The sequence below is a fragment of the Microbacterium sp. 22195 genome, assembly GCF_052056515.1.
Taxonomy (GTDB): Bacteria; Actinomycetota; Actinomycetes; order Actinomycetales; family Microbacteriaceae; genus Microbacterium.
The window spans coordinates 258,963-282,211 of record NZ_JBQEPE010000001.1 but is presented as its reverse complement, the minus strand read 5'-3'; the positions used below and the strand labels follow the sequence as shown (position 1 = coordinate 282,211).

Annotated in this window: 20 protein-coding genes and 1 tRNA gene; 12 read left to right on the top strand and 9 right to left on the bottom strand. The window is 69.9% G+C overall.

Translation table 11 applies throughout. From position 1 onward, the window contains the following. The gene (sufB, locus tag ACTJJ4_RS01355; RefSeq protein WP_440941700.1) at positions 1–1,419 is read right to left on the bottom strand and encodes a Fe-S cluster assembly protein SufB; all 1,419 of its coding nucleotides are present in this window, start codon (positions 1,417–1,419) and stop codon (positions 1–3) included. A gap of 236 nt (positions 1,420–1,655) precedes the next feature. Here sufB and ACTJJ4_RS01350 point away from each other — a divergent pair, with 236 nt between their 5' ends. After that, a complete protein-coding gene (locus ACTJJ4_RS01350) occupies positions 1,656–2,777 on the top strand; it encodes a COX15/CtaA family protein (RefSeq protein WP_440941699.1) in 1,122 nt (373 codons plus the stop codon). A 70-nt stretch (positions 2,778–2,847) separates the two neighbouring features. Here the strand turns inward: ACTJJ4_RS01350 and ACTJJ4_RS01345 are convergent, their stop codons facing one another. Beyond that, the gene (locus ACTJJ4_RS01345; protein WP_285630708.1) at positions 2,848–3,777 is read right to left on the bottom strand and encodes a heme o synthase; all 930 of its coding nucleotides are present in this window, start codon (positions 3,775–3,777) and stop codon (positions 2,848–2,850) included. A 232-nt stretch (positions 3,778–4,009) separates the two neighbouring features. On the opposite strand from ACTJJ4_RS01345, the gene tkt reads away from it, so the two are divergent. From tkt to pgl, 6 genes are read left to right on the top strand one after another with little or no spacing between them, the layout of a single operon-like run. Next, complete coding sequence (gene tkt / locus ACTJJ4_RS01340) at positions 4,010–6,106, top strand: transketolase (RefSeq protein ID WP_440941698.1); 2,097 nt, start codon at positions 4,010–4,012, stop codon at positions 6,104–6,106. Further along, entirely contained in the window at positions 6,103–7,215 is a 1,113-nt protein-coding gene (gene tal, locus ACTJJ4_RS01335; protein WP_440941697.1) for a transaldolase, read from the top strand. Before tkt ends, tal begins: the two co-directional genes overlap by 4 nt. After that, the gene (locus ACTJJ4_RS01330) at positions 7,212–8,825 is read left to right on the top strand and encodes a glucose-6-phosphate isomerase (protein WP_440941696.1); all 1,614 of its coding nucleotides are present in this window, start codon (positions 7,212–7,214) and stop codon (positions 8,823–8,825) included. The genes tal and ACTJJ4_RS01330 overlap by 4 nt, the downstream gene beginning before the upstream one ends. 27 nt (positions 8,826–8,852) lie before the next feature. Continuing rightward, the gene (gene zwf / locus ACTJJ4_RS01325) at positions 8,853–10,403 is read left to right on the top strand and encodes a glucose-6-phosphate dehydrogenase (protein ID WP_440941695.1); all 1,551 of its coding nucleotides are present in this window, start codon (positions 8,853–8,855) and stop codon (positions 10,401–10,403) included. Then, positions 10,400–11,335, top strand: a complete 936-nt coding sequence (locus ACTJJ4_RS01320) for a glucose-6-phosphate dehydrogenase assembly protein OpcA (RefSeq protein ID WP_440941694.1) — start codon at positions 10,400–10,402, stop codon at positions 11,333–11,335. Before zwf ends, ACTJJ4_RS01320 begins: the two co-directional genes overlap by 4 nt. A gap of 5 nt (positions 11,336–11,340) precedes the next feature. Further along, complete coding sequence (gene pgl, locus ACTJJ4_RS01315) at positions 11,341–12,126, top strand: 6-phosphogluconolactonase (protein WP_440942796.1); 786 nt, start codon at positions 11,341–11,343, stop codon at positions 12,124–12,126. Here pgl and ACTJJ4_RS01310 read toward each other — a convergent pair. Next, positions 12,120–13,220, bottom strand: coding sequence for a DMT family transporter (locus ACTJJ4_RS01310; RefSeq protein ID WP_440942795.1), 1,101 nt, complete (start codon positions 13,218–13,220; stop codon positions 12,120–12,122). The two genes, pgl and ACTJJ4_RS01310, sit on opposite strands and share 7 nt — an antisense overlap. Positions 13,221–13,303: 83 nt before the next feature. On the opposite strand from ACTJJ4_RS01310, the gene def reads away from it, so the two are divergent. Beyond that, entirely contained in the window at positions 13,304–13,870 is a 567-nt protein-coding gene (gene def / locus ACTJJ4_RS01305; RefSeq protein ID WP_292702584.1) for a peptide deformylase, read from the top strand. Positions 13,871–13,956: 86 nt separating this feature from the next. After that, positions 13,957–14,475: a septum formation family protein gene (locus ACTJJ4_RS01300; protein WP_440941693.1), complete on the top strand. Its 519-nt coding sequence runs from the start codon at positions 13,957–13,959 to the stop codon at positions 14,473–14,475. Between the two features lie 144 nt (positions 14,476–14,619). Here ACTJJ4_RS01300 and ACTJJ4_RS01295 read toward each other — a convergent pair. The 5 genes from ACTJJ4_RS01295 to dusB form a co-directional block, all read right to left on the bottom strand. Next, a tRNA-Asn gene (locus ACTJJ4_RS01295) sits at positions 14,620–14,695 on the bottom strand. Positions 14,696–14,784: 89 nt separating this feature from the next. Then, entirely contained in the window at positions 14,785–15,549 is a 765-nt protein-coding gene (locus ACTJJ4_RS01290; protein ID WP_440941692.1) for an ATP-binding cassette domain-containing protein, read from the bottom strand. Between the two features lie 34 nt (positions 15,550–15,583). Further along, positions 15,584–17,446, bottom strand: a complete 1,863-nt coding sequence (dnaG, locus tag ACTJJ4_RS01285; RefSeq protein WP_292702590.1) for a DNA primase — start codon at positions 17,444–17,446, stop codon at positions 15,584–15,586. Then, positions 17,446–18,810, bottom strand: coding sequence for a deoxyguanosinetriphosphate triphosphohydrolase (locus ACTJJ4_RS01280; RefSeq protein ID WP_440941691.1), 1,365 nt, complete (start codon positions 18,808–18,810; stop codon positions 17,446–17,448). Before ACTJJ4_RS01280 ends, dnaG begins: the two co-directional genes overlap by 1 nt. Next, positions 18,800–19,951 carry a tRNA dihydrouridine synthase DusB gene (gene dusB, locus ACTJJ4_RS01275; protein WP_292702593.1) on the bottom strand — a complete coding sequence of 384 codons (1,152 nt, stop codon included), beginning with the start codon at positions 19,949–19,951 and terminating at the stop codon, positions 18,800–18,802. The genes ACTJJ4_RS01280 and dusB overlap by 11 nt, the downstream gene beginning before the upstream one ends. A 61-nt stretch (positions 19,952–20,012) precedes the next feature. Between dusB and ACTJJ4_RS01270 the strand changes: the two genes are divergently transcribed. Together ACTJJ4_RS01270 and ACTJJ4_RS01265 are read left to right on the top strand one after the other, a co-directional pair. Then, positions 20,013–20,516 carry a glutathione peroxidase gene (locus ACTJJ4_RS01270; protein ID WP_440941690.1) on the top strand — a complete coding sequence of 168 codons (504 nt, stop codon included), beginning with the start codon at positions 20,013–20,015 and terminating at the stop codon, positions 20,514–20,516. A gap of 154 nt (positions 20,517–20,670) precedes the next feature. Continuing rightward, positions 20,671–21,873 (top strand): metallophosphoesterase family protein, encoded by a 1,203-nt coding sequence (locus ACTJJ4_RS01265; protein WP_440941689.1) that lies wholly within the window; start codon positions 20,671–20,673, stop codon positions 21,871–21,873. A gap of 69 nt (positions 21,874–21,942) precedes the next feature. On the opposite strand, the gene ACTJJ4_RS01260 is transcribed toward ACTJJ4_RS01265, so the two are convergent. Next, positions 21,943–22,620 (bottom strand): DsbA family oxidoreductase, encoded by a 678-nt coding sequence (locus ACTJJ4_RS01260; RefSeq protein WP_440941688.1) that lies wholly within the window; start codon positions 22,618–22,620, stop codon positions 21,943–21,945. 55 nt (positions 22,621–22,675) lie between these two features. On the opposite strand from ACTJJ4_RS01260, the gene ACTJJ4_RS01255 reads away from it, so the two are divergent. Continuing rightward, on the top strand, positions 22,676–23,249 hold a 574-nt coding region (locus tag ACTJJ4_RS01255), incomplete at its 3' end, for an AAA family ATPase (protein WP_440941687.1).

The following is a 23,249-nucleotide window of genomic DNA, read 5'->3' as shown; positions in this document are numbered from 1 at the left end:
TCAGCCGACACTGCCTTCCATGCCCATCTCGATGAGCTTGTTCAGTTCCATCGCGTACTCCATGGGCAGCTCGCGCGCGATGGGCTCGATGAAGCCGCGCACGATCATGGCCATGGCCTCGGTCTCGGAGATGCCGCGCGACTGCAGGTAGAAGAGCTGCTCCGCGCTGACCTTGGAGACGGTGGCCTCGTGACCGAGCTGCACGTCGTCGACGCGGATGTCGATCGACGGGTACGTGTCGGAACGGGACTGCGTGTCCACCAGCAGGGCGTCGCAGACCACGGAGTTCGAGGAGTGATGGGCGGCGGGATCGACCCGCACCTCACCGCGGTAGCCGGAGCGACCGCCGCCGCGCGCGATCGACTTCGAGACGATCGACGACTGCGTGTACGGCGCCTGGTGCACCATCTTGGCGCCGGCGTCCTGGTGCTGGCCGGGGCCTGCGAAGGCCACGGAGAGCGTCTCGCCCTTGGCGTGCTCGCCGACGAGGTAGATCGACGGGTACTTCATGGTGACCTTGGAGCCGATGTTGCCGTCGACCCACTCCATCGTCGCGCCCTCGTGCGCGATCGCGCGCTTGGTCACGAGGTTGTAGACGTTGTTCGACCAGTTCTGGATCGTCGTGTAGCGCACGCGGGCGTTCTTCTTCACGATGATCTCGACGACAGCCGAGTGCAGCGAGTCCGACTTGTAGATCGGAGCCGTGCAGCCCTCGATGTAGTGGACGTAGCTGCCCTCGTCGGCGATGATCAGGGTCCGCTCGAACTGACCCATGTTCTCGGTGTTGATGCGGAAGTACGCCTGCAGCGGGATCTCCACGTGCACGCCCTTGGGGACGTACACGAACGAACCGCCCGACCAGACGGCCGTGTTCAGCGCCGCGAACTTGTTGTCGCCGGCGGGGATCACAGTGCCGAAGTACTCCTCGAAGAACTCGGGGTGCTCGCGCAGCGCCGTGTCGGTGTCCATGAAGATGACACCCTGCGCCTCGAGGTCCTCGCGGATCTGGTGGTAGACGACCTCGGACTCGTACTGCGCGGCGACACCGGCGACCAGGCGCTGGCGCTCGGCCTCGGGGATGCCCAGGCGCTCGTACGTCTCGCGGATGTCCTCGGGGAGGTCCTCCCAGGACTGCGCCTGCTTCTCGGTGGAGCGGACGAAGTACTTGATGTGGTCGAAGTCGATCTCGCTGAGGTCGGCGCCCCAGGTCGGCATCGGCTTGCGGCCGAAGAGCGCGAGTCCCTTGAGACGGGTCTTCAGCATCCACTCCGGCTCGGACTTCAGGGCGGAGATGTCCCGCACGACGGCTTCGCTGAGACCGCGTCTCGCGCTCGCTCCGGCGGCGTCGGGATCGTGCCAGCCGAATTCGTACACCCCCAGACCATCCAGCTCCGGGCGGTCGATCAGCACATCCGACATCACACACTCTCCTCAAACGGGCCGCAACGGTGTCATCCGCCCCGACACACCTGACCCCCGTCGAGTCTGCGGGGGTCGGATGCCGCTGGTGGGCCCCATCATTCCGGCGCTCATCTCGCGCCTAGACTGTCAGTGATGGACGCCGCGCTCTGCGCGCCCATCACAACCATCCCGATTCTACAGGTTCCGCCTCGCGGACGGGCCGCGACCGTCCACGATGCGGAGCCGGAGGCCACATGCCCGTCAGCTCCGCCACGACCGAATCCCCCACGCCCGCCGGGCCCCGCGACGTCGTCATCGCACGTCCGCTCCGCGTCCTGGCGTGGCTCTCCTTCCTCGCCGAGGTGCTCATCATCGGCACCGGCGGCGCGGTCCGCCTGACCGGGTCGGGGCTCGGATGCTCGGACTGGCCGCTCTGCACGCCCGAGTCGCTGGTGCCGATCCTCGAGGTCCAGGGCATCCACGGCGCGATCGAGTTCGGCAACCGCACCATGACGGGCCTGGTCGGCCTGCTCGCCCTCGGCGTGCTCATGCTCACCCTGCACGCCGTGAGCGGCAGGCGCCTGGTCGTCCGCGCCGTGTGGTTCGCGGTCGGCGGCATCGTGCTGGCCATCGGCGTATACATCGCGGCATCCGCGCTGAGCGTCGTGGCCTCGGCGGCACTGATGTCGGCCGCCCTGCTGTTCGCCGTACTGGTCGGCATGGTGGACTCGCTGCGCCGCACCACCGTCCGCAGGGACCTGGCGGTGCTCGCATGGCTGGTGCTCGTCGGCGTGATGGCGCAGGCCGTCGTGGGCGGCTTCGCCGTGATCAGCGAGCTGAACCCGTTCATCGTCGGCTTCCACTACGCCTCCTCGCTCCTGCTCGTGTGCGTGACCGCGCTGTTCCTGGTGCGCCTGGACGCTGTTCCCGGCCCGCGGGAGAGGGCCGTGCCGGTCTGGTTCGCGGCGCTCACCCACATCACCGGCCTCGCGCTCGTGCTGACCATCCTCTTCGGCGTGCTCACCACGGGATCCGGCCCCCACTCGGGCGACGTGAACATCAAGCGGGAGGGCTTCGACGCCAGCATCCTCGCGCACGTGCACTCGTGGCCCGGCTACGTGCTCGCCGCGCTGGTGCTCGCGCTCGCGATCTCGGCATGGCTCCTCGCGCTGCCGCCGCGCCGCTGGCTCCTGGTGCTCATCATCGCGATCCTCGTGCAGGTGGCCGTCGGCGTGCTGCAGGCGCGCACCGGGCTGCCGCCCGTGCTCGTCGGAGTGCACATGCTGCTGGCCTCGCTGTCCGCAGCCGCCTACACGGTCGTCGTGACGAAGCTCAAGAAGCCCGTCGGGACCACCAACCCCTGCGCGGGGGCCTGACCTCCCCCACCGATGCGGAGAAGCCCGGCTTGTCCATGGACGAGCCGGGCTTCTCTCATGCGATCCGCGATCAGAACGGCAGGAGCGGGTCGATCGCTACGGCCAGGAAGATCAGCGTCAGGTACGTGATCGACGCGTGGAACACGCGCATCGGGCGCGGCTCGGTGCCGCGCAGCGCACGGTTGTACAGACGGTGCGACTCGTAGATGAACCAGCCGCCGAAGACGAGAGCGGATGCCGTGTACACGATGCCCATCTGCGCGACGGGGACGAGCAGCAGCGAGCACGCGACCGTCGCCCAGGCGTAGAGGATGACCTGCAGTCCGACCTGGTGGGCAGGGCGCGTCACGCCGAGCATCGGCACGTCGACGTCGTCGTAGTCGTCCTTGTATTTCATCGACAGCGGCCAGTAGTGCGGCGGAGTCCAGAGGAAGATCAGCACGAACAGCACGAACGGCGGCCAGTCCAGCGAGCCGGTGACGGCGGTCCAGCCGATCAGCACGGGGAAGCATCCCGCGATGCCGCCCCAGATGATGTTCTGCTCGGTGCGGCGCTTGAGGATCATCGTGTACACCACGACGTAGAAGAAGATGGCGAACACCGACAGCGACGCGGCCAGCCAGTTGGTGAACGCGAGCAGCCAGACGGTGGAGGCGACCGCGAGGGCCCACGAGAACACCAGCGCTCCGCGCGGCGACACCTCGCCGGTGACCAGGGGCCGGTTCTCGGTGCGCTTCATGTGCACGTCGATGTCGCGGTCGAGGTACATGTTGAACGATGCCGCGGAGCCCGCGCTCATCGCGCCGCCGATGACGGTGGCGATGATCAGCCAGAGCTCCCGCAGGTCGGGAAGGCCGCCGAGCGCGAGGATCATCACGGGAACGGTGGAGACGAGCAGCAGCTCCATGACACGGGGCTTCGTGAGAACGAAGTAACCGCGGATCTTCTGACCGACCGAGTACGTGGTCTCAGCGGTCTGCGATGTCGACGAGATCGCGATCCCCTCCTTCTGCGCGCATGCGGGCACTCCTTCCAGTCTAGTGCGTGCGGCGTGCCGGAGAGACGCCCGCAGCGGTCGGTGCAGCGCGGTGAAATGCACCTGGGGCGGGTGAAATGGCGCGGGTATGCTGAAACCACTCGCGTGCCCCTTGCGCTGTGCAACCACTTCTCCGTGACGACGCGGAGCGCGCAGGAATACGGGCGCCTCCGAATGTGTCAGAAGGAGTATGACCGTGGCAGAGCTTCAGTGGGACGAGATCGACCGTCGAGCGGTGGACACCGCCCGAGTACTGGCGGCGGACGCCGTCCAGAAGGTCGGCAACGGCCACCCCGGGACGGCGATGAGCCTCGCCCCGGTCGCGTACCTGCTCTACCAGCGCGTGATGCGCCATGACCCGGCCGACGTGGACTGGCTCGGCCGCGACCGCTTCATCCTGTCGGTGGGCCACTCGTCGCTCACCCAGTACATCCAGCTGTACCTCGGCGGGTTCGGCCTGGAGCTGAGCGACCTGGAGGCGCTGCGCACCTGGGGCTCGCTCACGCCGGGTCACCCCGAGTACCACCACACCAGGGGCATCGAGATCACCACCGGTCCCCTGGGCCAGGGCCTGGCGTCGTCGGTGGGCTTCGCGTACGCCGCCCGCTACGAGCGCGGTCTGTTCGATCCGGATGCCGCGCCGGGCACGAGCCCGTTCGACCACTTCGTGTACGTGATCGCCGGCGACGGCGACCTGCAGGAGGGCGTGACCAGCGAGGCCTCGTCGCTCGCCGGCCACCAGCAGCTCGGCAACCTGATCGCGATCTACGACTCCAACCAGATCTCCATCGAGGGCGACACCGACGTGGCGTTCACCGAGGACGTCCGCAAGCGCTACGAGTCTTACGGCTGGCAGGTGCTCGAGGTCGACTGGCGCCGCACCGGCCAGTACGTCGAGGACGTGCAGGAGCTGGACGACGCCATCTCCCAGGCGAAGGCCGAGACCGAGAAGCCGTCGCTGATCATCCTGAAGACGATCATCGGCTGGCCGGCCCCGAACAAGTCCGGCACCGAGTCCGTGCACGGCAGCGCACTGGGCGCCGACGAGGTCGCCGCCACCAAGAAGGTGCTGGGCTTCGACCCGGAGAAGTCCTTCGTCGTCGAGGACGCCGTCATCGCGCACACCCGCGAACTGGGTGCACGCGCCGCCGAGGCGCACGCCGCCTGGCAGGAGTCGTTCGACGCCTGGGCGGCGGCGAACCCCGAGCGCAAGGCGCTGCTGGACCGGCTCGAGGCGCACGCCCTCCCCGAGAACATCGAGGACGCGCTTCCCGTGTTCGAGAGCGGCACCGAGGTGTCTACCCGCGCCGCGTCCGGCAAGGTGCTCAACGCCCTTGCCGCTGAGCTGCCCGAGCTGTGGGGTGGCTCCGCCGACCTCGCCGGCTCCAACAACACCACCATCGAGGGCGCCGCCTCGTTCATCCCCGCCGAATGGTCGACGCACGACTGGAAGGGCAGCCCCTACGGCCGCGTGCTGCACTTCGGCATCCGCGAGCACGCGATGGGCTCGATCCTGAACGGCATCACGCTGCACGGACCGACGCGCGCCTACGGCGGCACGTTCCTGATCTTCAGCGACTACATGCGCCCCGCCGTCCGCCTGGCCGCGCTGATGGACATCCCGAGCACGTTCGTGTGGACGCACGACTCCATCGCGCTCGGCGAGGACGGTCCCACGCACCAGCCGATCGAGCAGATCGCCTCGCTGCGCGCCATCCCGAACTTCACCGTGGTGCGCCCGGCCGACGGCAACGAGACCTCGGCCGCGTGGCTGGAGATCCTGCGCCGTCACGGCGGCCCCGTCGGCATCGCGCTGACCCGCCAGAACGTGCCCGTGTTCGCGCGCGGCGAGGGCGCGGCATCCGGCGATGTGTTCGCCTCGGCGTCGAACACCGCCAAGGGCGCCTACGTGCTCGCCGAGGCTCCGAACGGCACCCCCGACGTGATCCTGATCGGCACGGGCTCGGAGGTGCAGCTGGCCGTCGCCGCCCGCGAGACGCTCGCCGCAGAGGGCATCAACGCCCGCGTGGTGTCCGCTCCCTCGCTGGAGTGGTTCGCCGAGCAGGACGAGGCGTACCGCGAGTCGGTGCTGCCGAAGGCCGTCACCGCCCGCGTCTCCGTCGAGGCGGGCTCAGTGCTCAGCTGGCGCGGCATCGTCGGCGATCGCGGCCGCTCGGTCGGCATCGACCACTTCGGCGCCTCCGCCGACTACAAGACCCTGTTCCAGAAGTTCGGCATCACCGCCGAGGCCGTCGTCGAGGCGGCACGCGAGTCCATCAAGGAGAACGCATGAGCACCCCCACCGAAGATCTCTCCGCCGCCGGCGTCAGCATCTGGCTCGACGACCTGTCGCGCACCCGCATCCAGTCGGGCAACCTCCAGCAGCTCATCGAGACGCGCAGCGTCGTCGGCGTGACCACCAACCCGACGATCTTCGCCAACTCGATGACCAACCCCGACGACACCTCGTACGACGCGCAGGTGCACGAGCTGGCCCAGTCCGGCGCATCCGCCGCCGACGCCGTCTTCGCGGCGACCACGCAGGACGTCCGCGACGCGCTGGACGTGTTCCGTCCGGTCTACGACGCCACGGACCACGTCGACGGCCGCGTCTCCATCGAGGTCTCCCCCGACCTCGCGCACGACACCGAGGGCACGATCGCCCAGGCCAAGGAGCTGTGGGAGCGCGTCGACCGCCCCAACCTGCTCGTCAAGATCCCCGCGACCAAGGCCGGCCTGCCCGCCATCGCCGCGGCGATCGGCGCCGGCATCAGCGTCAACGTCACCCTGATCTTCAGCCTGGAGCGGTACGCCGAGGTCATCGACGCGTACCTGACCGGTCTCGAGACGGCGAAGGCGGCGGGCATCGACCTGTCGACCATCCACTCGGTCGCGTCCTTCTTCGTCTCGCGCGTCGACACGGAGACCGACAAGCGGCTGGCCGCCATCGGCACCGATGAGGCGGCGGCGCTGCGCAGCAAGGCGGGCCTCGCCAACGCACGACTGGCCTACGAGCTGTACGAGAAGACCTTCGCGAGCGACCGCGCCAAGGCGCTGCTCGACGCAGGCGCCACCCTGCAGCGTCCGCTGTGGGCGTCGACCGGCGTCAAGGACCCGGCACTGCCCGACACGCTGTACGTGACCGGTCTGGTCGCGGCCGGCGTCGTGAACACCATGCCGGAGAAGACCCTCGAGGCCACCTTCGACCACGGTGTGGTCACCGGCGACACCATCACCGACGGCTACGCCCAGGCGCACCAGGTGTTCGAGGATCTCAAGTCCGTCGGCGTCGACTTCGACGACGTGACCCAGGTGCTCGAGGATGAGGGCGTCGCCAAGTTCATCGACTCCTGGCACGGTCTGCTGGAGCAGGTCACCAAGGGCCTGGAAGCCGCACGATGACCGTCGCGGTGCACGTGACGCAGCCTGTCAGGGCCACGGTGGACGAGATCGTCCCCCGGCTCATCGCCGACCTCGTCGCATCACGTGTCACCGCAGGCGATCCCACGCTGTGGGGTCCGGATGCCGAGGCCGAGGCGTCCACCCGGCTCGGCTGGGTCGACGCCGTCTCCGTGTCGCGCCCGCTCGTCGCCGAGATCGTCGCACTGCGCGACGATCTCGCGGCGCGCGGCATCGACCGGGTCGTGCTCTCCGGCATGGGCGGCTCGTCGCTCGCGCCCGAGGTGATCGCAGGCACCGCCGGCGTCGAGCTGACCGTGCTGGACTCCACCGCTCCGGCGCAGGTGCTGGCCGCGCTCGACGGCGACCTCGCCCGCACCGTGCTCGTGGTGTCCTCCAAGTCCGGCACGACGCTGGAGACCGATTCGCACCGCCGCGCGTTCGAGACCGCGTTCGAGGACTTGGGCCTCGACCCGGCCGAGCACATCGTCGTCGTCACCGACCCCGGTTCCGCCCTGGACGCGTCGGCGTCGGAAGCCGGCTACCGGGTGTTCCGGGCCGACCCGAACGTGGGCGGCCGCTACTCGGCGCTGACCGCCTTCGGCCTCGTTCCCGCCGGCCTCGCCGGCGTGGACATCTCCGAGCTGCTCGACGAGGCCGAGGCATCGCTGCTGGAGTTCGCGATCGACTCCCCGGAGAACCCCGCGCTGCGCCTGGCCGCGGCGATCGCCGGCTCGTCATCCGACGGCAGCCGGCGCGACAAGCTCGGCCTGGTCTCCGACGGCACGTACATCGAGGGACTGCCCGACTGGATCGAGCAGCTCATCGCGGAGTCCACCGGCAAGAACGGCACGGGCATCCTGCCCGTCGTCCTGCTGCCGGTCTCCCCCGAGCTCGAGTCGCGCCCGAAGGACCTGCAGATCGTGCGGTTCGTCGAGGATGCCGACGAGTTCCACCTGCGGGAGCGCCACCCCGGCGAGATCCTGGTCAGCGGAAGCCTCGGCGCGCTGTTCCTGCTCTGGGAGCACGCCACCGCGATCGCCGGTCATCTGCTGGGCATCAACCCCTTCGATCAGCCCGATGTGGAGTCGGCGAAGGCCGCGGCACGGGGCCTGCTCGACGCGCGCCCGGAGCCGAGTGCACCCGCGTTCGTGCAGGACGGCGTGGAGGTCCGGGTCAGCGACCCGGCACTGGCGGTGTCGGCATCCATCGAGGGCGTGCTCGACGCGCTCTGGGCTTCGCTCCCCGCCGACGGGTACGTCTCGATCCAGGCGTACGTGAACCGGCTCGAGCTGGGGCAGCTGCAGGGACTGCGCGAGCTCGCCGCCGCCGACTCCGGTCGCCCCGCCACCTTCGGCTGGGGACCCCGGTTCCTGCACTCGACAGGGCAGTACCACAAGGGCGGGCCCGCACAGGGCGTGTTCCTGCAGATCCTCGAGCGCACCGACGTCGATCTGGAGATCCCCGGTCGCCCCTTCACCTTCGGCCAGCTGATCGAGGCGCAGGCGGCGGGCGACGCCGCCGTGCTGGTCTCGCACGGCCGCCCCGTCGTCACGCTCACCGTCACGGATGCCGTCGACGACGTGCTCACCCTCTTCACCGCTGCTCAGTGATCCCAGATCTGGAGATATCCCCCACCGATGACCGCTCCCGTCTCACGCGGACGCAATCCGCTCCGCGATCCCGATGACCGTCGTCTCAACCGCATCGCAGGTCCCAGCGCGCTGGTGATCTTCGGCGTGACAGGCGACCTGTCGCGCAAGAAGCTCATGCCGGCCGTGTACGACCTCGCCAACCGGGGGCTGCTGCCGCCCGGTTTCGCTCTGGTCGGCTTCGCCCGGCGCGACTGGGAGGACCAGGACTTCGCCCAGGTCGTCTACGACGCCGTCAAGCAGCACGCCCGCACCGAGTTCCGCGAGGAGACCTGGCAGCAGCTGCTGCAGGGCATCCGCTTCGTGCAGGGCACGTTCGACGATCCCGACTCCTTCCGGCGCCTCCGCGAGACGGTCGAGAAGCTCGACGTCGAGCGCGGCACGATGGGCAACCACGCCTACTACCTCTCCATCCCGCCCAAGGCGTTCCCCGAGGTGACGAAGCAGCTGCGCGAATCCGGGCTGGTCGGCGACCAGCATCAGGACGACACGCACTGGCGCCGGGTGGTCATCGAGAAGCCGTTCGGCAGCGACCTGGAGACGGCGCGCGAGCTGAACCGCGCGCTCGAGGCCGCGTTCCCGGCCGATTCGATCTTCCGCATCGACCACTACCTCGGCAAGGAGACGGTGCAGAACATCCTGGCGCTGCGCTTCGCCAACGAGCTGTACGAGCCGCTGTGGAACCGCAACTACGTGGACCACGTGCAGATCACGATGGCCGAGGACATCGGCGTGGGCGGCCGTGCCGGCTACTACGACGGCATCGGCGCGGCCCGCGACGTCATCCAGAACCACCTGCTGCAGCTGCTCGCCCTCACCGCGATGGAGGAGCCGATCAGCATGTCGGCCGACCACCTGCGCGCCGAGAAGGAGAAGGTGCTCGAGGCGGTCCGCCTGCCCGACGACATCTCGCTGGCCACCGCCCGCGGACAGTACGCCGGCGGCTGGCAGGGCGGCGAGAAGGTCAACGGCTTCCTGGAGGAGGACGGCATGGCGCCGCAGTCCTCCACGGAGACCTACGCGGCCATCAAGCTCGAGATCGACACCCGCCGCTGGGCCGGCGTGCCTTTCTACCTGCGCACCGGCAAGCGGCTCGGCCGCCGCGTGACCGAGATCGCGGTCGTGTTCAAGCGCGCACCCGAGCACCTGTTCGGCCGCGCGCAGACCTCGGAGCTCGGCCAGAACGCCCTCGTGATCCGCGTGCAGCCCGACGAGGGCGTCACGATCCGGTTCGGTTCGAAGGTGCCGGGCAGCGGCGCCAACGTGCGGGACGTGACCATGGACTTCGGCTACGGCCACGCCTTCACCGAGGCCAGCCCTGAGGCGTACGAGCGCCTGATCCTGGACGTGCTCCTCGGCGATCCGCCGCTGTTCCCCCGCCACGAGGAGGTCGAGCTGTCCTGGAAGATCCTCGACCCTGTCGAGCAGTACTGGGCCTCGCTGCACGGACCGCTGGAGCAGTACGCGCCCGGTTCCTGGGGCCCGGCATCCGCCGACGCCCTGCTGGCCCGTGACGGACGAGTCTGGAGACGCCCATGATCATCGACCTTCCCGACACCACCGTCAGCCAGGTCGCCAAGCAGCTGGTGAAGGTGCGCGAGGAGGGCGGCGCCGTCGCCCTCGGGCGCGTCCTGACGCTGCTCATCATCGCCCGCAACGGCGTGGCTGAGCCCGCGATCGACGCGGCCAACGACGCGTCCCGCGAGCACCCCATGCGCGTGATCGTGCTGATCACCGGCGAGGGCGAGGCGCACCTCGACGCGCAGATCCGTGTCGGCGGCGACGCCGGCGCGAGCGAGGTCGTCGTGCTGCGCGCCTTCGGCGACGCCGCGAGCAACGCCGAGAGCCTGGTCACCGGCATCCTGCTCCCCGACGCGCCCGTCGTGGCGTGGTGGCCGGAGGAGGCGCCGACGGATGCCGCGAACGCGCCGCTGGGGCGCATCGCGCAGCGCCGGATCACGGATGCGGCGACCTCCCCCGATGTGCGGGACCGTCTCGCCCTGCTGGGCAGGACCCACGCACCCGGCGACACCGACCTGGCCTGGACGCGCCTCACGCACTGGCGCGAGCAGCTGGCCGCCGTGCTGGACCAGCCGCCGTTCGAGCGCGTCACCGCCGTCGAGGTGCGCGGTGCCGCGGCCTCGCCGTCGACGGCCCTGCTGGCCGCCTGGCTGCGGATGGCGCTGGACGTTCCGGTGAGCTGGTCCTACGAGGACCCGGAGCACTGGCAGGAGGGCATCAAGTCGGTGCGCCTCACCCGCGCCAGCGGCGACATCCTGCTCGAGCGCCCTGTGCCCGGCACGGCCGTGCTCACCCAGCCTGGTCAGCCCGACCACGAGCTGCACCTCCCGCGGCGTACGCTGCGGGAGTGCCTCGCGGAGGAGCTGCGCCGCCTCGACGCCGATGTGCTGTACGGTCGGGTCATCACGGAGGGCTGGGAGCGGCTGGGCCCCGCAGACAAGGGAGCGTGAGGTCGATGGTGACCACGGTGCAGGGATCGATCAAGAGCGTCGTCGTGGAGCCGACCCCGGCGAGTCTGGCCGCGCGCGTCGCGGATCGGTTCCTGACCAGGGTCGTCGCGCGCACGCGCAACGGCCGCATCGCGCACATCTGCCTGACCGGAGGCTCGATGGGCGGCGCGGTGCTCGCCGCAGCCGCCGACGATGAGCGGGTCGCCGCGATCGACTGGTCGCTGGTGCACTTCTGGTGGGGCGACGAGCGCTTCGTGGAGCGCGACGACCCCGACCGCAACTCCCTGCAGTCCCGCCGCGCGCTGCTGGATCGTCTCGACATCCCCGCGGAGAACATCCACGAGGTCGCCGCGCCCTCGGACGGGCTGAGCCTGGACGAGGCGGCCGCGGCGTACGCGGCGGAGCTGGCGCGCTTCGGCCGCTCAGGCGAGGCCTGGCCGTCGTTCGCGGTGTGCTTCCTGGGCGTCGGCCCCGACGGCCACATCGCCTCGCTCTTCCCGGACCGTCAGGAGGTGACGGTGACGGATGCCGCGGTGCTTCCGGTGCGCAACTCCCCCAAGCCGCCGCCCGAGCGCGTCACGCTCACCCGCCCGGTGCTGAACCACTCCAAGCGGGTGTGGCTCGTGCTGACCGGCGCCGACAAGGCATCTGCCCTCGGCCTGGCGCTGGCGGGCGCCAGCTACGCGAGCGTGCCGGCCGCCGGAGCCAAGGGACGGCGCCGCACGGTGTTCTTCGTCGACGAGGCCGCCGCGGCCGAGGTCGCACCGGAGCTCATCGACCGCGACTACTGAGCGTCAGGCGATTCGGCTCCGGGGAATCGGCTCCCCGGAGCGTCGCCGTGGGCAGCCGCACCTTCGTCGTGGGTGGAGGTGCCAGGCCGGTGGGTCGCCGTGTCGACGCCCTGGGCGGCTGCGTCTCCGCCGGCGCCCGTCGCCGTGTCGCTCCCGCGCTGGATCGCGATCTCCTGGCTCTCGCTGAGCACCTGCGGATGGTACCGGGCGAGGCCGAACACACCGAACACGGCGATCGCGCCGGCGATCCCGAACAGGATCAGCACCGGCAGGGGCGCTTCGGATGCCTCACCGAGCACCAGCGCGCCGATGAGCACGGCCACGATGGGGTCGACGACGGTGAGACCCGCGATCACGAGGTCGGGTGGGCCCGAGCTGTACGCCGACTGGACGAAGTAGGCGCCGACGGCGGCGGCTGCGAACAGCGCGATGACGCACGCGACGGTCAGCCACTCGAAGTTGCCGTTCTGGATGCGGCTGATCACGGCCTTCGCCAGCGTGGCGACGAAGCCGTACAGGATGCCCGCGCCGATCACGTAGAACAGCGCGCGCATGCGGTGCCTGAGGATGAGCCAGCACGTGCCCAGCACGATGATGACCACGAGCAGGATGGCGAGGATCGTGAACAGGTCCTCGTCGCTGATCTTGCGCTCCACCGCGTAGAACGCGGCCAGGCCGACGAACAGGAAGATGCCGCCTAGGCAGCTGCCGATCGCGATCAGTGACTTCTTCGTCGGGGTGTGCCCGGACACCCGCGCGTTCAGCAGGGTGGTGACGACCAGCGCGACGGCGCCGAGCGGCTGCACGACGATCAGCGGCGCGATGGCCATGGCGCTCAACTGGCAGATCACGGCGAAGCCCAGCATGAGCGTTCCGATGATCCAGGACGGCCGCGTCAGCAGCCCCTTGATCTGGGCGCCGGTGAGCCCGGAGGCCCCCTCGGTGCCGGTCAGCTTCTCGACCTTCTCGACGCCGCGGTGCTGGTACTGAGCGCCGAGGGACATGAACACGGCGCCCGCGAGTGCCAGCGGGATGCCCAGCAGCAGCGCGGGGTTCTGGAACACGCCGATGAGCTGATCGCTCACTCCTGTCACGACTCCCACCCCAAGCTGCACTGTTTCACCCTACCCGGCCCGACGCTCCCCTCCGGGCCGAACGCGCCCAGTAGGGTTGTGGCGTGGCTGTTCTTCCGATCCGCATCATGGGCGACCCCGTGCTGCATGCTCCCGCTGCCGAGGTCTCCGAGATCACCGACGAGATCCGGACGCTCGTCGCCGACATGTACGAGACCATGGACGTCGCACCGGGCGTGGGCCTGGCCGCCCCGCAGGTGGGCGTCGCGCTGCGCATCTACGTGTACACCTACGTCGACGACGAGGACCGGCCGTGGCGCGGGGAGGTCATCAACCCCGTGCTCTGGATGACACCGCCCGAGCCCGGCTCGCCTGACCCGGACGAGGAGTCGGAGGGATGCCTGTCGTTCCCCGGCGAGCGGTTCCCGCTGCGCCGCTCCGACCGCGTGATGGTCACCGGCATCGACCTCGAGGGCGCGCCCGTGCGCATCGAGGTGGACGGATGGCGGGCGCGCATCATGCAGCACGAGTTCGACCATCTCAACGGCATCCTCTACATCGACCGCCTCTCGGACGGCGACTGGAAGACCGTGCAGAAGATCGCCCGCAAGCGGGGCTGGGCGCGCGGCGGCGCGAGCTGGATGCCCGGAGTCGACGACCTCGAGGGCTGACCCCGGCCCGACTTGCCGCGGAAACGCGCAGGTCACTACGGTGGGTTGCGATTCACAGCATCCATCCCCCGATCAAGGACCAGCACATGACCTCTCAGCGAGCCCTGCTCCGCGGCACCACCCTGACCGGTGCGGCCATCCTCCTCACCGCTCTCCTCAGCGGCTGCAGCGTTCCGACGAACCTGTTCAGCGGTGACGCCCAGCGCGACGACAAGGGCAATGTCACCGACGGCTCGAGCATCGACATCTTCAAACTGAAGGTCGGCGACTGCAAGTTCGAGGACGACCAGAGCAGCACCGAGCTCAGCGACACCAACGTGGTGCCCTGCGACGAGGCGCACGACGAGGAGGTCTACGCGGAGTTCAAGCTCCCTGACGGCGAGTTCCCCACCGAGGAAGAACTCGACGCGGCCTCGGACCCGAAGTGCGGCGAGGAGTTCACCAAGTTCGTCGGCGTCGCCGTCGAAGCATCCAAGCTGGACTACTTCTACTACTCGCCCACCGAGCAGGGGTGGGACGAGCTGGACGACCGCCTGATCCAGTGCGTGCTGTACATGAAGGACGAGTCCCAGCTGACCGGGTCGATGAAGGGCTCCGGCGCCTGATCTGAGCCGGACCGACGCTCTCGACGCGGGGGAAGCATGCTGTGCGTGCTTCCCCCGCGTCGTCTCCGCGATGAGCGCGGGAAACGCAGCCGGACGACCCGGAGACGACGAAACCCCGCCACGAGGGCGGGGTTCCGGTGGGGTTGGCTCCCCGGCTTGGACTCGAACCAAGAACCTGCCGGTTAACAGCCGGCTGCTCTGCCAATTGAGCTACCGAGGATCACGTTCCCCGCTGTGCGGGCAACTCATCCAGCTTAGCAAACTCCGCGCCGTGCTCCGAACACGGGCGACGTCCCGGGCGTGGCGCGTTCAGCGCGCGGCATCCGCCTCGGAATTGGGCGACCAGAGCAGGTCCTTGCCGATCCCCCGCGCCACCACGTGCCCGCTGCGCAGGATCAGCGCCTCCGCGTCGAGCTCGCGGATGAACGCGGCGTCGTTGGTGACCAGCAGCGCCGCCATCGACTGCTCGTTGCGGCGACGCGTGATCGCGTCGAACACCACGGGGCGCACCTCCAGGTCGAGGTTGGCGAGGGGTTCGTCGGCGATCAGCACGTGCGGCTCCAGCATGAAGGCCCGGGCGATCGCGACGCGCTGGCGCATGCCGGCGCTGAGCTCGTAGGGGAATCTCGCCGCGGCCCCCAGAGGCAGGTGCAGCTCGTCCAGCAGCGACGCGACCCTGATCGCGAGCGCCTTACTGTTGACCCGCTTCTCCCGCGAGGTGATCGGCTCGGAGATGACCTCGCCGACCGTGAGCCGCGGGGGCAGGTTCGCACCAGCGCTCTGCGGGATGTACCCGCTCAACGCGGTCAGCATCCGGCGCCGACGACCGGGCCTGCGGACGTCGACCCCGCACACCCTCGCACGACCGCCGGCGACCTTGAGCGACGCGTCGCCGTACCCGGCCAGTGCCGACACGAGCGTGGACTTGCCCGCTCCCGTGGCGCCGCCGACGCACATCAGCTCGCCCGCCCGGACCGTGAACGTGACGCCGTCCACAGCGCGGGTCACGCCACCGTGCCCGATCCGATCGATGACGAGGTCGGAGCAGTCGATGGCGGCGTCATTGGCGGGCATGCCTCCATCCTGCCTGCTGAAACCGCTCAGACGCTCACGACTCGACGAAGCGCAGCCGCTCCTGATCCAGATCCCGCAGTCGCACGCGCAGCGCCCGACCGCCGTCGGAGTCGGCGGGCACGCGCTGCACGGCGCCCAGCAGCTCGTTCTTCTCCCGGTCGATCGCCCGCAGCAGAAGGCGCCGGCACAGGTCCGTCGCCGAGACCAGTGCGCGCTCCTCGTCCTTCGCGGGGAACGGCATCATCAGCAGCTCGCCCGCCAGGCTCCGGTACGGCTCGCGCACGGCATCCGCCGCGGTCGTCGCCCAGCCGACCCGGGTCCGGTCCGGGGCGGCGGCGATCGCCTCGCGCACGGCGTCGAGGCCCGGATGCCGGAACTGCTCGGCCACGGCGCGATCGAGCAGCGCCTGATCGATCTGGTGCCCGTACTGCAGCATGCCCATCAGCGCGTCCCGTTCGATGGCGACGTCCGCCGTGCGCGGCAGGTCGGCGAGACGCACCCGCGCGATCTGCTCCGCGCCCGTCTCGGATGCCGATTGCTGCGGTGCACGCTGCGGCTCCCGCTCGGATGCCGCGGCTCCCCGCGCCGCGCGCTGCACCTGATGGTGCACGGCCGTCGGGTCCATGCCCAGCCGTCGTGCCAGCACGCGCTCGTAACCGGGCCGCAGCAGCTCGTCGCGGATCTCCGCCACGATGGGCGCGGCGGCGCGCAGCGCGCCCACCTGCCCCTCCACGGTCGCGAGGTCGTAGCCGGCGAGCTTCCGGTCGATCGCGAACTCGAACATGGGCACCTTGGCGTCCATGAGCCCGCGCACCGCGGCATCCCCGCGCTGCAGGCGCAGGTCGCACGGGTCGAGCCCGTCCGGCGCCACGGCCACGAACGTCTGCGCGGTGAAGCGGGAGTCCTCCGAGAAGGCGCGCAGCGCGGCCTTCTGGCCCGCCTCGTCGCCGTCGAACGTGAAGACCACCTCACCGGCCGCGGAGTCATCGCCCATCACCCGGCGCAGCACCTTGATGTGCTCGGCGGCGAACGCCGTGCCGCAGGTGGCGATGGCGGTGGTCACGCCCGCCAGATGGCACGCCATCACATCGGTGTAGCCCTCCACGACCACCACACGACGGGGGTCTCCGCGGGCGATGTCGCGCTTGGCGAGGTCGAGCCCGTAGAGCACCTGCGTCTTCTTGTAGAGCGGCGTCTCCGGGGTGTTCAGGTACTTCGGGCCCTTGTCGTCGTCGTAGAGCCGGCGCGCGCCGAAGCCGATGGTCTGCCCGGTGACGTCGCGGATGGGCCAGATCACCCGGCCGCGGAAGCGATCGTAGACACCGCGCTGCCCCGCCGAGACGAGCCCCGCATTGGTGAGCTCCTCGCGGGTGAAGCCCTGCGCGGTGAGGGCCTTGGTCATGTTCTCCCAGCCCTTGGGGGCGTAGCCGACCCCGAAGTGCGCGGCGGCGCCCGCGTCGAAGCCGCGCTCCCCCAGGAACCGCCTGGCGCTCTCGGCCTCCGGGCTCAGCAGCTGGCCGCGGAAGTACTCCGCTGCGGCGGAGTTCGCCGCATACAGCCTGCTGCGACCACTGGTCTCCGGCGCCGCACCGCCGTCCTCGTAGTGCAGCGCGTAGCCGATCCGGCCCGCGAGCCGCTCGACGGCCTCGGTGAAGCTGACGTGATCCATCTCGCGCAGGAACGAGTACACGTCTCCCGAGGCACCGCATCCGAAGCAGTGGTAGTACCCCACCTGCGGCCGCACGTGGAAGCTGGGGCTCTTCTCGTCGTGGAACGGGCACAGGCCCTTCATCGAGCCCACGCCCGCCGACTTCAGCGCGACGCGCTCACCGACGATGTCCGCGATGTTGGTGCGGGACTTGACTTCTTCGACGTCCGCCTGCAGGATCCGGGGCATCAGACGGCCCCTTCGACGACCACCCGGTTCGCGGGGCGGCGGTGCGCTCCGGGGCGGGCGTGGCGGGGCGTCCAGATGCCCACCTCGGCGGGATCGATCTCACCGACCAGTCGGTTGTGCCAGTCGACCGCGGTCTGGTCGGTGAGGCTGGCGACCTGGTCCACGACCACACGCGCACGCTCGGCATCCGTCGTCGCCGCGAGGAAGTCGGCGGCGAAGGCGGGCTCGAGGGCGTCGGCTCCGGCCGACCACAGGGAGTCCGTCGACCACAGCGCGTCCGCGAGGCGGGTCAGCACGCGACGCTGCTCCTTGTAGACGCCCTTGCGGGCGTCGATCGTGACGATCGCCTGCCCCATGATGCCCTTGAGCACTGCGATCTCGGTCTCGACGACGCGGGGCACGACGACGTGCCCGCTGTAGCGCGCGAGGTTCGGCCCCGGATACGCCTCGCGGGTCGCGGCGACGGATGCGCGGGCGAAGCGTCCGATCAGGTCGCTGGTGAGGTTCTTCAGCCGCGCCAGGTCCTGCCGCGAGCGGTCGAAGGTCTTCAGCCACATGGGCTGACGGGTCAGGCGGTACAGCGCGTCCGCGAGCTCCTCGCGGGTGTAGTCGTAGCCGACCCACTGCTGGATCCGCCCGACGAGCGGATGGTGCTCGACCGGATCGGACAGCTGCGCGACGTCGAGGTAGCCGTTCACGATCGCGTCCTCGAAGTCGTGCACCGAGTACCCGATGTCGTCGCTGAGGTCCATGATCTCGGCCTCGATGCAGCGCAGGCGTCCCGGCGCCCCCTCGCGCATCCAGTGGAAGACCGGCTCGTCGTCCGGGTACACCCCGAACTTCAGCCGTCCGCCCGGATCCGGCAGCGGGTTGTCGATGGTCCACGGGTACTTGCACGTCGCGTCGAGGCTCGCCCGGGTGAGGTTCAGCCCTACCGAGTGCTCCTGATCGTCGAGCACCTTCGCCTCGAGCCGGGTCAGGATGCGCAGCGACTGCGCGTTGCCCTCGAAACCGCCGATGTCGGACGCCCAGTCGTTCAGCGCCCGCTCGCCGTTGTGGCCGAACGGCGGATGCCCGAGGTCGTGGCTCAGGCAGGCGGTGTCGACCACGTCCTCCGAGACGCCCAGTGCGGTCGCGAGCTCGCGGCCCACCTGCGCGACCTCGAGCGAGTGCGTGAGGCGGTTGCGGGCGAAGTCCGCCGTGGACGCCGGGCTCAGCACCTGCGTCTTGGCGGCGAGCCGCCGCAGCGCCGCCGAGTGCAGCACGCGGGCGCGGTCGCGGGAGAAGTCGTTGCGCTCGGAGCGGTGCGTCTCCGCGAAGAAGCGCTCGGCGTCGGCTGCGCCGTACCCCGGGTCAGCCACCACTGTTCTCGATCTCCGCTCCGCGCATCATGTCGCTCACGTCCTCGCCGATCTCTCGCGAGTCCAGCCAGCCCTCCGGGAGGGCCGTGCGCTTCGGGGATCCGGCACGGCCGCGCTGCCCCTCCGCACCGATGCCGGGGTAGGGCGCATCGCCGAGGGTGCCGAGCAGGTCGTCGATCTCCTGCAGGGTGGACGCGCGTGCCAGCGCCGCCCGCAGCTCACCGCCGACCGGATAGCCCTTGAAGTACCAGGCGACATGCTTGCGCACGTCCTTGCATCCGCGGTCCTCGTCCTCGAAGAACTCGACCAGCAGCTCCGCGTGACGGCGGAACGCCTGCGCGACGAACTGCAGCGTCGCGTCGACCTGCACGCCCTCCCCGCCGAACGCGCGCGCCAGATCGCCGAACAGCCACGGCCGGCCCAGGCATCCTCGTCCGACGACCACTCCGTCCGCACCGGTCTCCGCCATCATCCGCACGGCGTCGTCGGCCGACCAGATGTCGCCGTTGCCGAGCACCGGGATGCTGGTGATCGCCTGCTTGAGCTCGCCGATCGCGTTCCAGTCGGCGTGGCCGGAGTAGTACTCGGACGCCGTGCGGGCGTGCAGCGCGACGGCCGCCGCGCCGGCGTCCTCCGCCGCCCGTCCCGCCTCCAGGAAGGTCAGGTGGTCCTTGTTGATGCCCTTGCGCATCTTGACCGTGAGCGGCACGTCACCCGCGGCCTTGACGGCGCGGTCGACGATGTCGGCGAACAGGCCGATCTTCCAGGGAAGCGCCGCTCCCCCGCCCTTGCGGGTGACCTTGGGCACCGGGCATCCGAAGTTCAGGTCGATGTGGTCGGCGCGATCCTCCGCCACGATGATTCGGACGGCCTCGGCGATGGTGGCCGGGTCCACGCCGTACAGCTGGATCGACCGGGTGGTCTCGCTCTCGTGGTGCTGGATCAGGCGCATCGTGACGGCGTTGCGCTCCACCAGGGCGCGGGAGGTGATCATCTCGCTGACGTAGAGGCCCGCACCGTACTCGCGGCAGAGCCGGCGGAAGGCGGTGTTGGTGATGCCCGCCATAGGGGCGAGCACGACGGGTACGTCGAGGTCGATCGGTCCGATGCGGAGCGCGGGAGTCGTGGCGGTGGCGAGAGTCATGTCCCCTCCATTCTCCCAGACGTCGGCGCCCGGTGGGCGCGGCGGAATTAGGGTGGGGAGTATGACCGATACGACGCTGCGACAGATCCCGTTCTCCGACGCGGAGGGCACCGCGAAGACGCTCGACGACTACGGCTCGGACGTGGTGCTGGTGGTCAACGTGGCGTCCAAGTGCGGCCTGACCCCGCAGTACGAGCAGCTCGAGCAGCTGCAGCGCGAGTACGGCGACCGCGGCTTCTCGGTGGTGGGCTTCCCGTGCAACCAGTTCATGGGCCAGGAGCCGGGTTCGATGGAGCAGATCCTGGAGTTCTGCTCCACGACGTACGGCGTCACGTTCCCCGTGAACGGCAAGGTCAAGGTCAACGGCCGCAACGCCCACGAGCTGTACAAGGCGCTCAAGCAGACCTCGGACGCCGGCGGCAAGGCCGGGCGCGTGGAGTGGAACTTCGAGAAGTTCCTGGTCTCCGCCGACGGCTCGGTGCAGCGGTTCCGTCCCAAGCAGAAGCCGGATGCCCCCGAGATCGTGTCCGCGATCGAGGACGCCCTGGTGGCTGCGGGGCGCTGAGCCGGGCATCCGGCGTCCGCCCGTCGTTCATGAGCGCTTCAGGCGCTCATGCGCCCTGGCCGGGTGCCGCGTTCACCTTCCCGTCGGCCGGCGGCCATCTCCGGCTCCTACCGTCTCCGCGGCGATGCATCGCCCGAGACGAAGGAGCCCATGAATGTCTGATCGACTGCCGCTGAGCCGGCGCACCGTCCTGACCGCAGGAGCGCTCGGCGCCGTCAGCGCGGCCCTGCCCGCTGTGGCCGCGAGTGCCGGCACGACCCCGCCCGCCGCGCCGTCCGGTCGGCCCGGTCCGAAGGCGCGGGAGCTGCGGTTCCGTCCCGACGGGACCTTCAAGGTCGTGCAGTTCAACGACACGCAGGACGACGAGCTCACCGACCGGCGCACGGTGGAGCTGATCGAGAAGGTGCTCGATCAGGAGAAGCCCGATTTCGTGGTCATCAACGGCGACGTCATCTCCGGCGGCTGCGCGTCGCGCCTCGAGGTCAAGCAGGCCATCAACAACGTCGTCTGGCCGATGGAGTCGCGGCGCATCCCGTGGGCCGTGACCTACGGCAACCACGACGAGGACTCGCTGCCCGAGTCGGGTGTCGACGAGGCCGGGATGCTGAAGATCTACCGCTCGTACGACTACAACGTCAACGCCGACAACGCGGCGGGCCTGACCGGCACGAGCAACACGATCGTGTCGATCGCCTCGTCCGCGAAGAAGAACCGCGACGCGTTCGCGCTGTGGCTGATCGACTCCGGCCGCTACGCGCCCGGCGCGATCAACGGCCAGAACTTCGACGGCTACCCGACCTGGGACTGGATCCGCATGGACCAGGTGGCCTGGTATCGCGAGCAGTCGCAGCAGCTGGAGAAGCGGCTGGGCCGCAAGGTCCCCGGCCTCATGTTCATCCACATCGCACTGTGGGAGCACCGCTTCATGTGGTGGGGCGGCGTCGACACCCGCACGGCGGCGGACGCCGCACGCGGCAAGGCGCGTCACGGCATCATCGGTGAGCGCAACGAGGACGAATGCCCCGGTCCGATCAACTCGGGCATGTACAACGCGATCCTCGAGCGCGGCGACGTGAAGGGCGTGTTCGTGGGTCACGACCACGTCAACGACTACGTCGGCGACTACTACGGCGTGCTGCTCGGCTACGCGCCGGGCACCGGTTTCGGCGCCTACGGCCTGGACGGGGCCGAGCGCAACCGCCTCCGCGGCGGCCGGGTCTTCGAGCTGACCGAGAACGGCGATGACGTGTCGATCCAGACGCGTGTCGTGTACGCGCGCGACCTGGGCATCGACCTCACGGCGAACGACCAGCCGATGGAGCCGCTGCCGCTGGCTCCGAAGCAGGAGCGGATCTGACCCTCCCCTGCGACGAGTGCGGCGGGCCCCGGGCAGGGTCCCGCCGCACTCGTGATCGGATGCGGTGGCTCAGGCCTCCGCGGACGCGCCCTGCTTCTGCGCCCAGATGTCGCGGATCACGTTCTCGAACGCCTCCGGCGGCTGCGCACCGCTGACGCCGTACTGGCCGTCGATCACGAAGAACGGGACGCCGTTGATGCCGTAGGCGCGCGCCTGCGCCTGGTCGGCGCGGACGGCGTCCAGGTATTCGGCCGACTCCAGAGCGGAGCGGGCCTCATCGGCATCCAGGCCGACCTCGGCGGCGAGGGCGACCAGGTCGTCGACGCGGCCGACGTGCTTGCCCTCGGTGAAGTAGGCGGACATGAGCCGCTCCTCCATCTCGTGCTGCAGCCCCTTCACCTTGGCGAAGTGCAGCAGCTCATGCGCCTTGACCGTGTTGGTGTGCTGCAGCAGATCGAAGCGGTACTGCAGGCCCGCGCCGGCGGCGACCTTGGTCACGTGCGACAGCATCTGCTCGACCTGCTCCCGCGCCATGCCCTTGTGCCCGGCGAGGAAGTCGAGCTCGTCGCCGTCGAAGTCGACGGGGGTGTCGGGCGAGAGCTCGAAGGAGTGGAAGGTGATCTCCACCTGCGGGGCGTCGGGATCCCCCGCGGTGGAGGCGAGACCCGCCTCGAGGTTGCGCTTGCCGATGTAGCACCAGGGGCAGGCGATGTCGGACCAGATGTCGATGGAGATGGGTTCGCTCACAACACCATTCAACGGCATGGAACGCGATCGTATTCCGTCCCGGTAATCTTCTCTGGTGCTCAGCGCCTCCGACCCGATCCCCTTCCGCCCGCGGCGGGTGCTGGTCGCCGGAGTGTCGGGTTCCGGGAAGACGACGTTCGCCGCCCGGCTCGCGGATGCCGCGGATCTGCCGCGCTACGAGCTCGATGCGCTGCATCACGGCCCGGAGTGGACGCCGCGTGAGTCGTTCCTCGACGAGGTGCGCGCGTTCGCCGCGACCGACCGCTGGATCAGCGAATGGCAGTACAGGTCGAAGGGCGTCGACGAGGTGCTGCCGCCGCGCGCTGAGCTGTGCGCGTGGCTCGACTACCCCGACCGGATCGTGCGCGGGCGCCTGTGGCGGCGGACGCTGAAGCGCAGCATCCTGCGGCGGGAGCTGTGGAACGGCAACCGCGAGCCGACGCTCTGGCAGCTGGCGACCACGACCACGCCCGAGGAGAACGTGCTGCGCTGGCAGCAGCAGACGTTGAACGTGTGGCGGGAGCGGATGCCGGAGTACGAGGCGCGCTTCCCGCACCTGGCGATCGTGCGCTTCGCGCATCCGCGCGAGGCCGAGCGGTGGCTCAGCCGGCTGCCCGGCATGTCAAACC

What these genes read in the sequence shown, in the direction of transcription:
- dnaG (WP_292702590.1), bottom strand. Translation starts at nt 17,446, where the DNA reads ATGCCCCGGATCCTGCAGGCGGACGTCGAAGAAGTCAAGTCCCGCACC.
- dusB (WP_292702593.1), bottom strand. Translation starts at nt 19,951, where the DNA reads ATGACTCTCGCCACCGCCACGACTCCCGCGCTCCGCATCGGACCGATC.
- tal (WP_440941697.1), top strand. Translation starts at nt 6,103, where the DNA reads ATGAGCACCCCCACCGAAGATCTCTCCGCCGCCGGCGTCAGCATCTGG.
- sufB (WP_440941700.1), bottom strand. Translation starts at nt 1,419, where the DNA reads ATGTCGGATGTGCTGATCGACCGCCCGGAGCTGGATGGTCTGGGGGTG.
- ACTJJ4_RS01350 (WP_440941699.1), top strand. Translation starts at nt 1,656, where the DNA reads ATGCCCGTCAGCTCCGCCACGACCGAATCCCCCACGCCCGCCGGGCCC.
- ACTJJ4_RS01270 (WP_440941690.1), top strand. Translation starts at nt 20,013, where the DNA reads ATGACCGATACGACGCTGCGACAGATCCCGTTCTCCGACGCGGAGGGC.
- ACTJJ4_RS01290 (WP_440941692.1), bottom strand. Translation starts at nt 15,549, where the DNA reads ATGCCCGCCAATGACGCCGCCATCGACTGCTCCGACCTCGTCATCGAT.
- pgl (WP_440942796.1), top strand. Translation starts at nt 11,341, where the DNA reads ATGGTGACCACGGTGCAGGGATCGATCAAGAGCGTCGTCGTGGAGCCG.
- ACTJJ4_RS01330 (WP_440941696.1), top strand. Translation starts at nt 7,212, where the DNA reads ATGACCGTCGCGGTGCACGTGACGCAGCCTGTCAGGGCCACGGTGGAC.
- zwf (WP_440941695.1), top strand. Translation starts at nt 8,853, where the DNA reads ATGACCGCTCCCGTCTCACGCGGACGCAATCCGCTCCGCGATCCCGAT.
- ACTJJ4_RS01300 (WP_440941693.1), top strand. Translation starts at nt 13,957, where the DNA reads ATGACCTCTCAGCGAGCCCTGCTCCGCGGCACCACCCTGACCGGTGCG.
- ACTJJ4_RS01320 (WP_440941694.1), top strand. Translation starts at nt 10,400, where the DNA reads ATGATCATCGACCTTCCCGACACCACCGTCAGCCAGGTCGCCAAGCAG.
- ACTJJ4_RS01265 (WP_440941689.1), top strand. Translation starts at nt 20,671, where the DNA reads ATGTCTGATCGACTGCCGCTGAGCCGGCGCACCGTCCTGACCGCAGGA.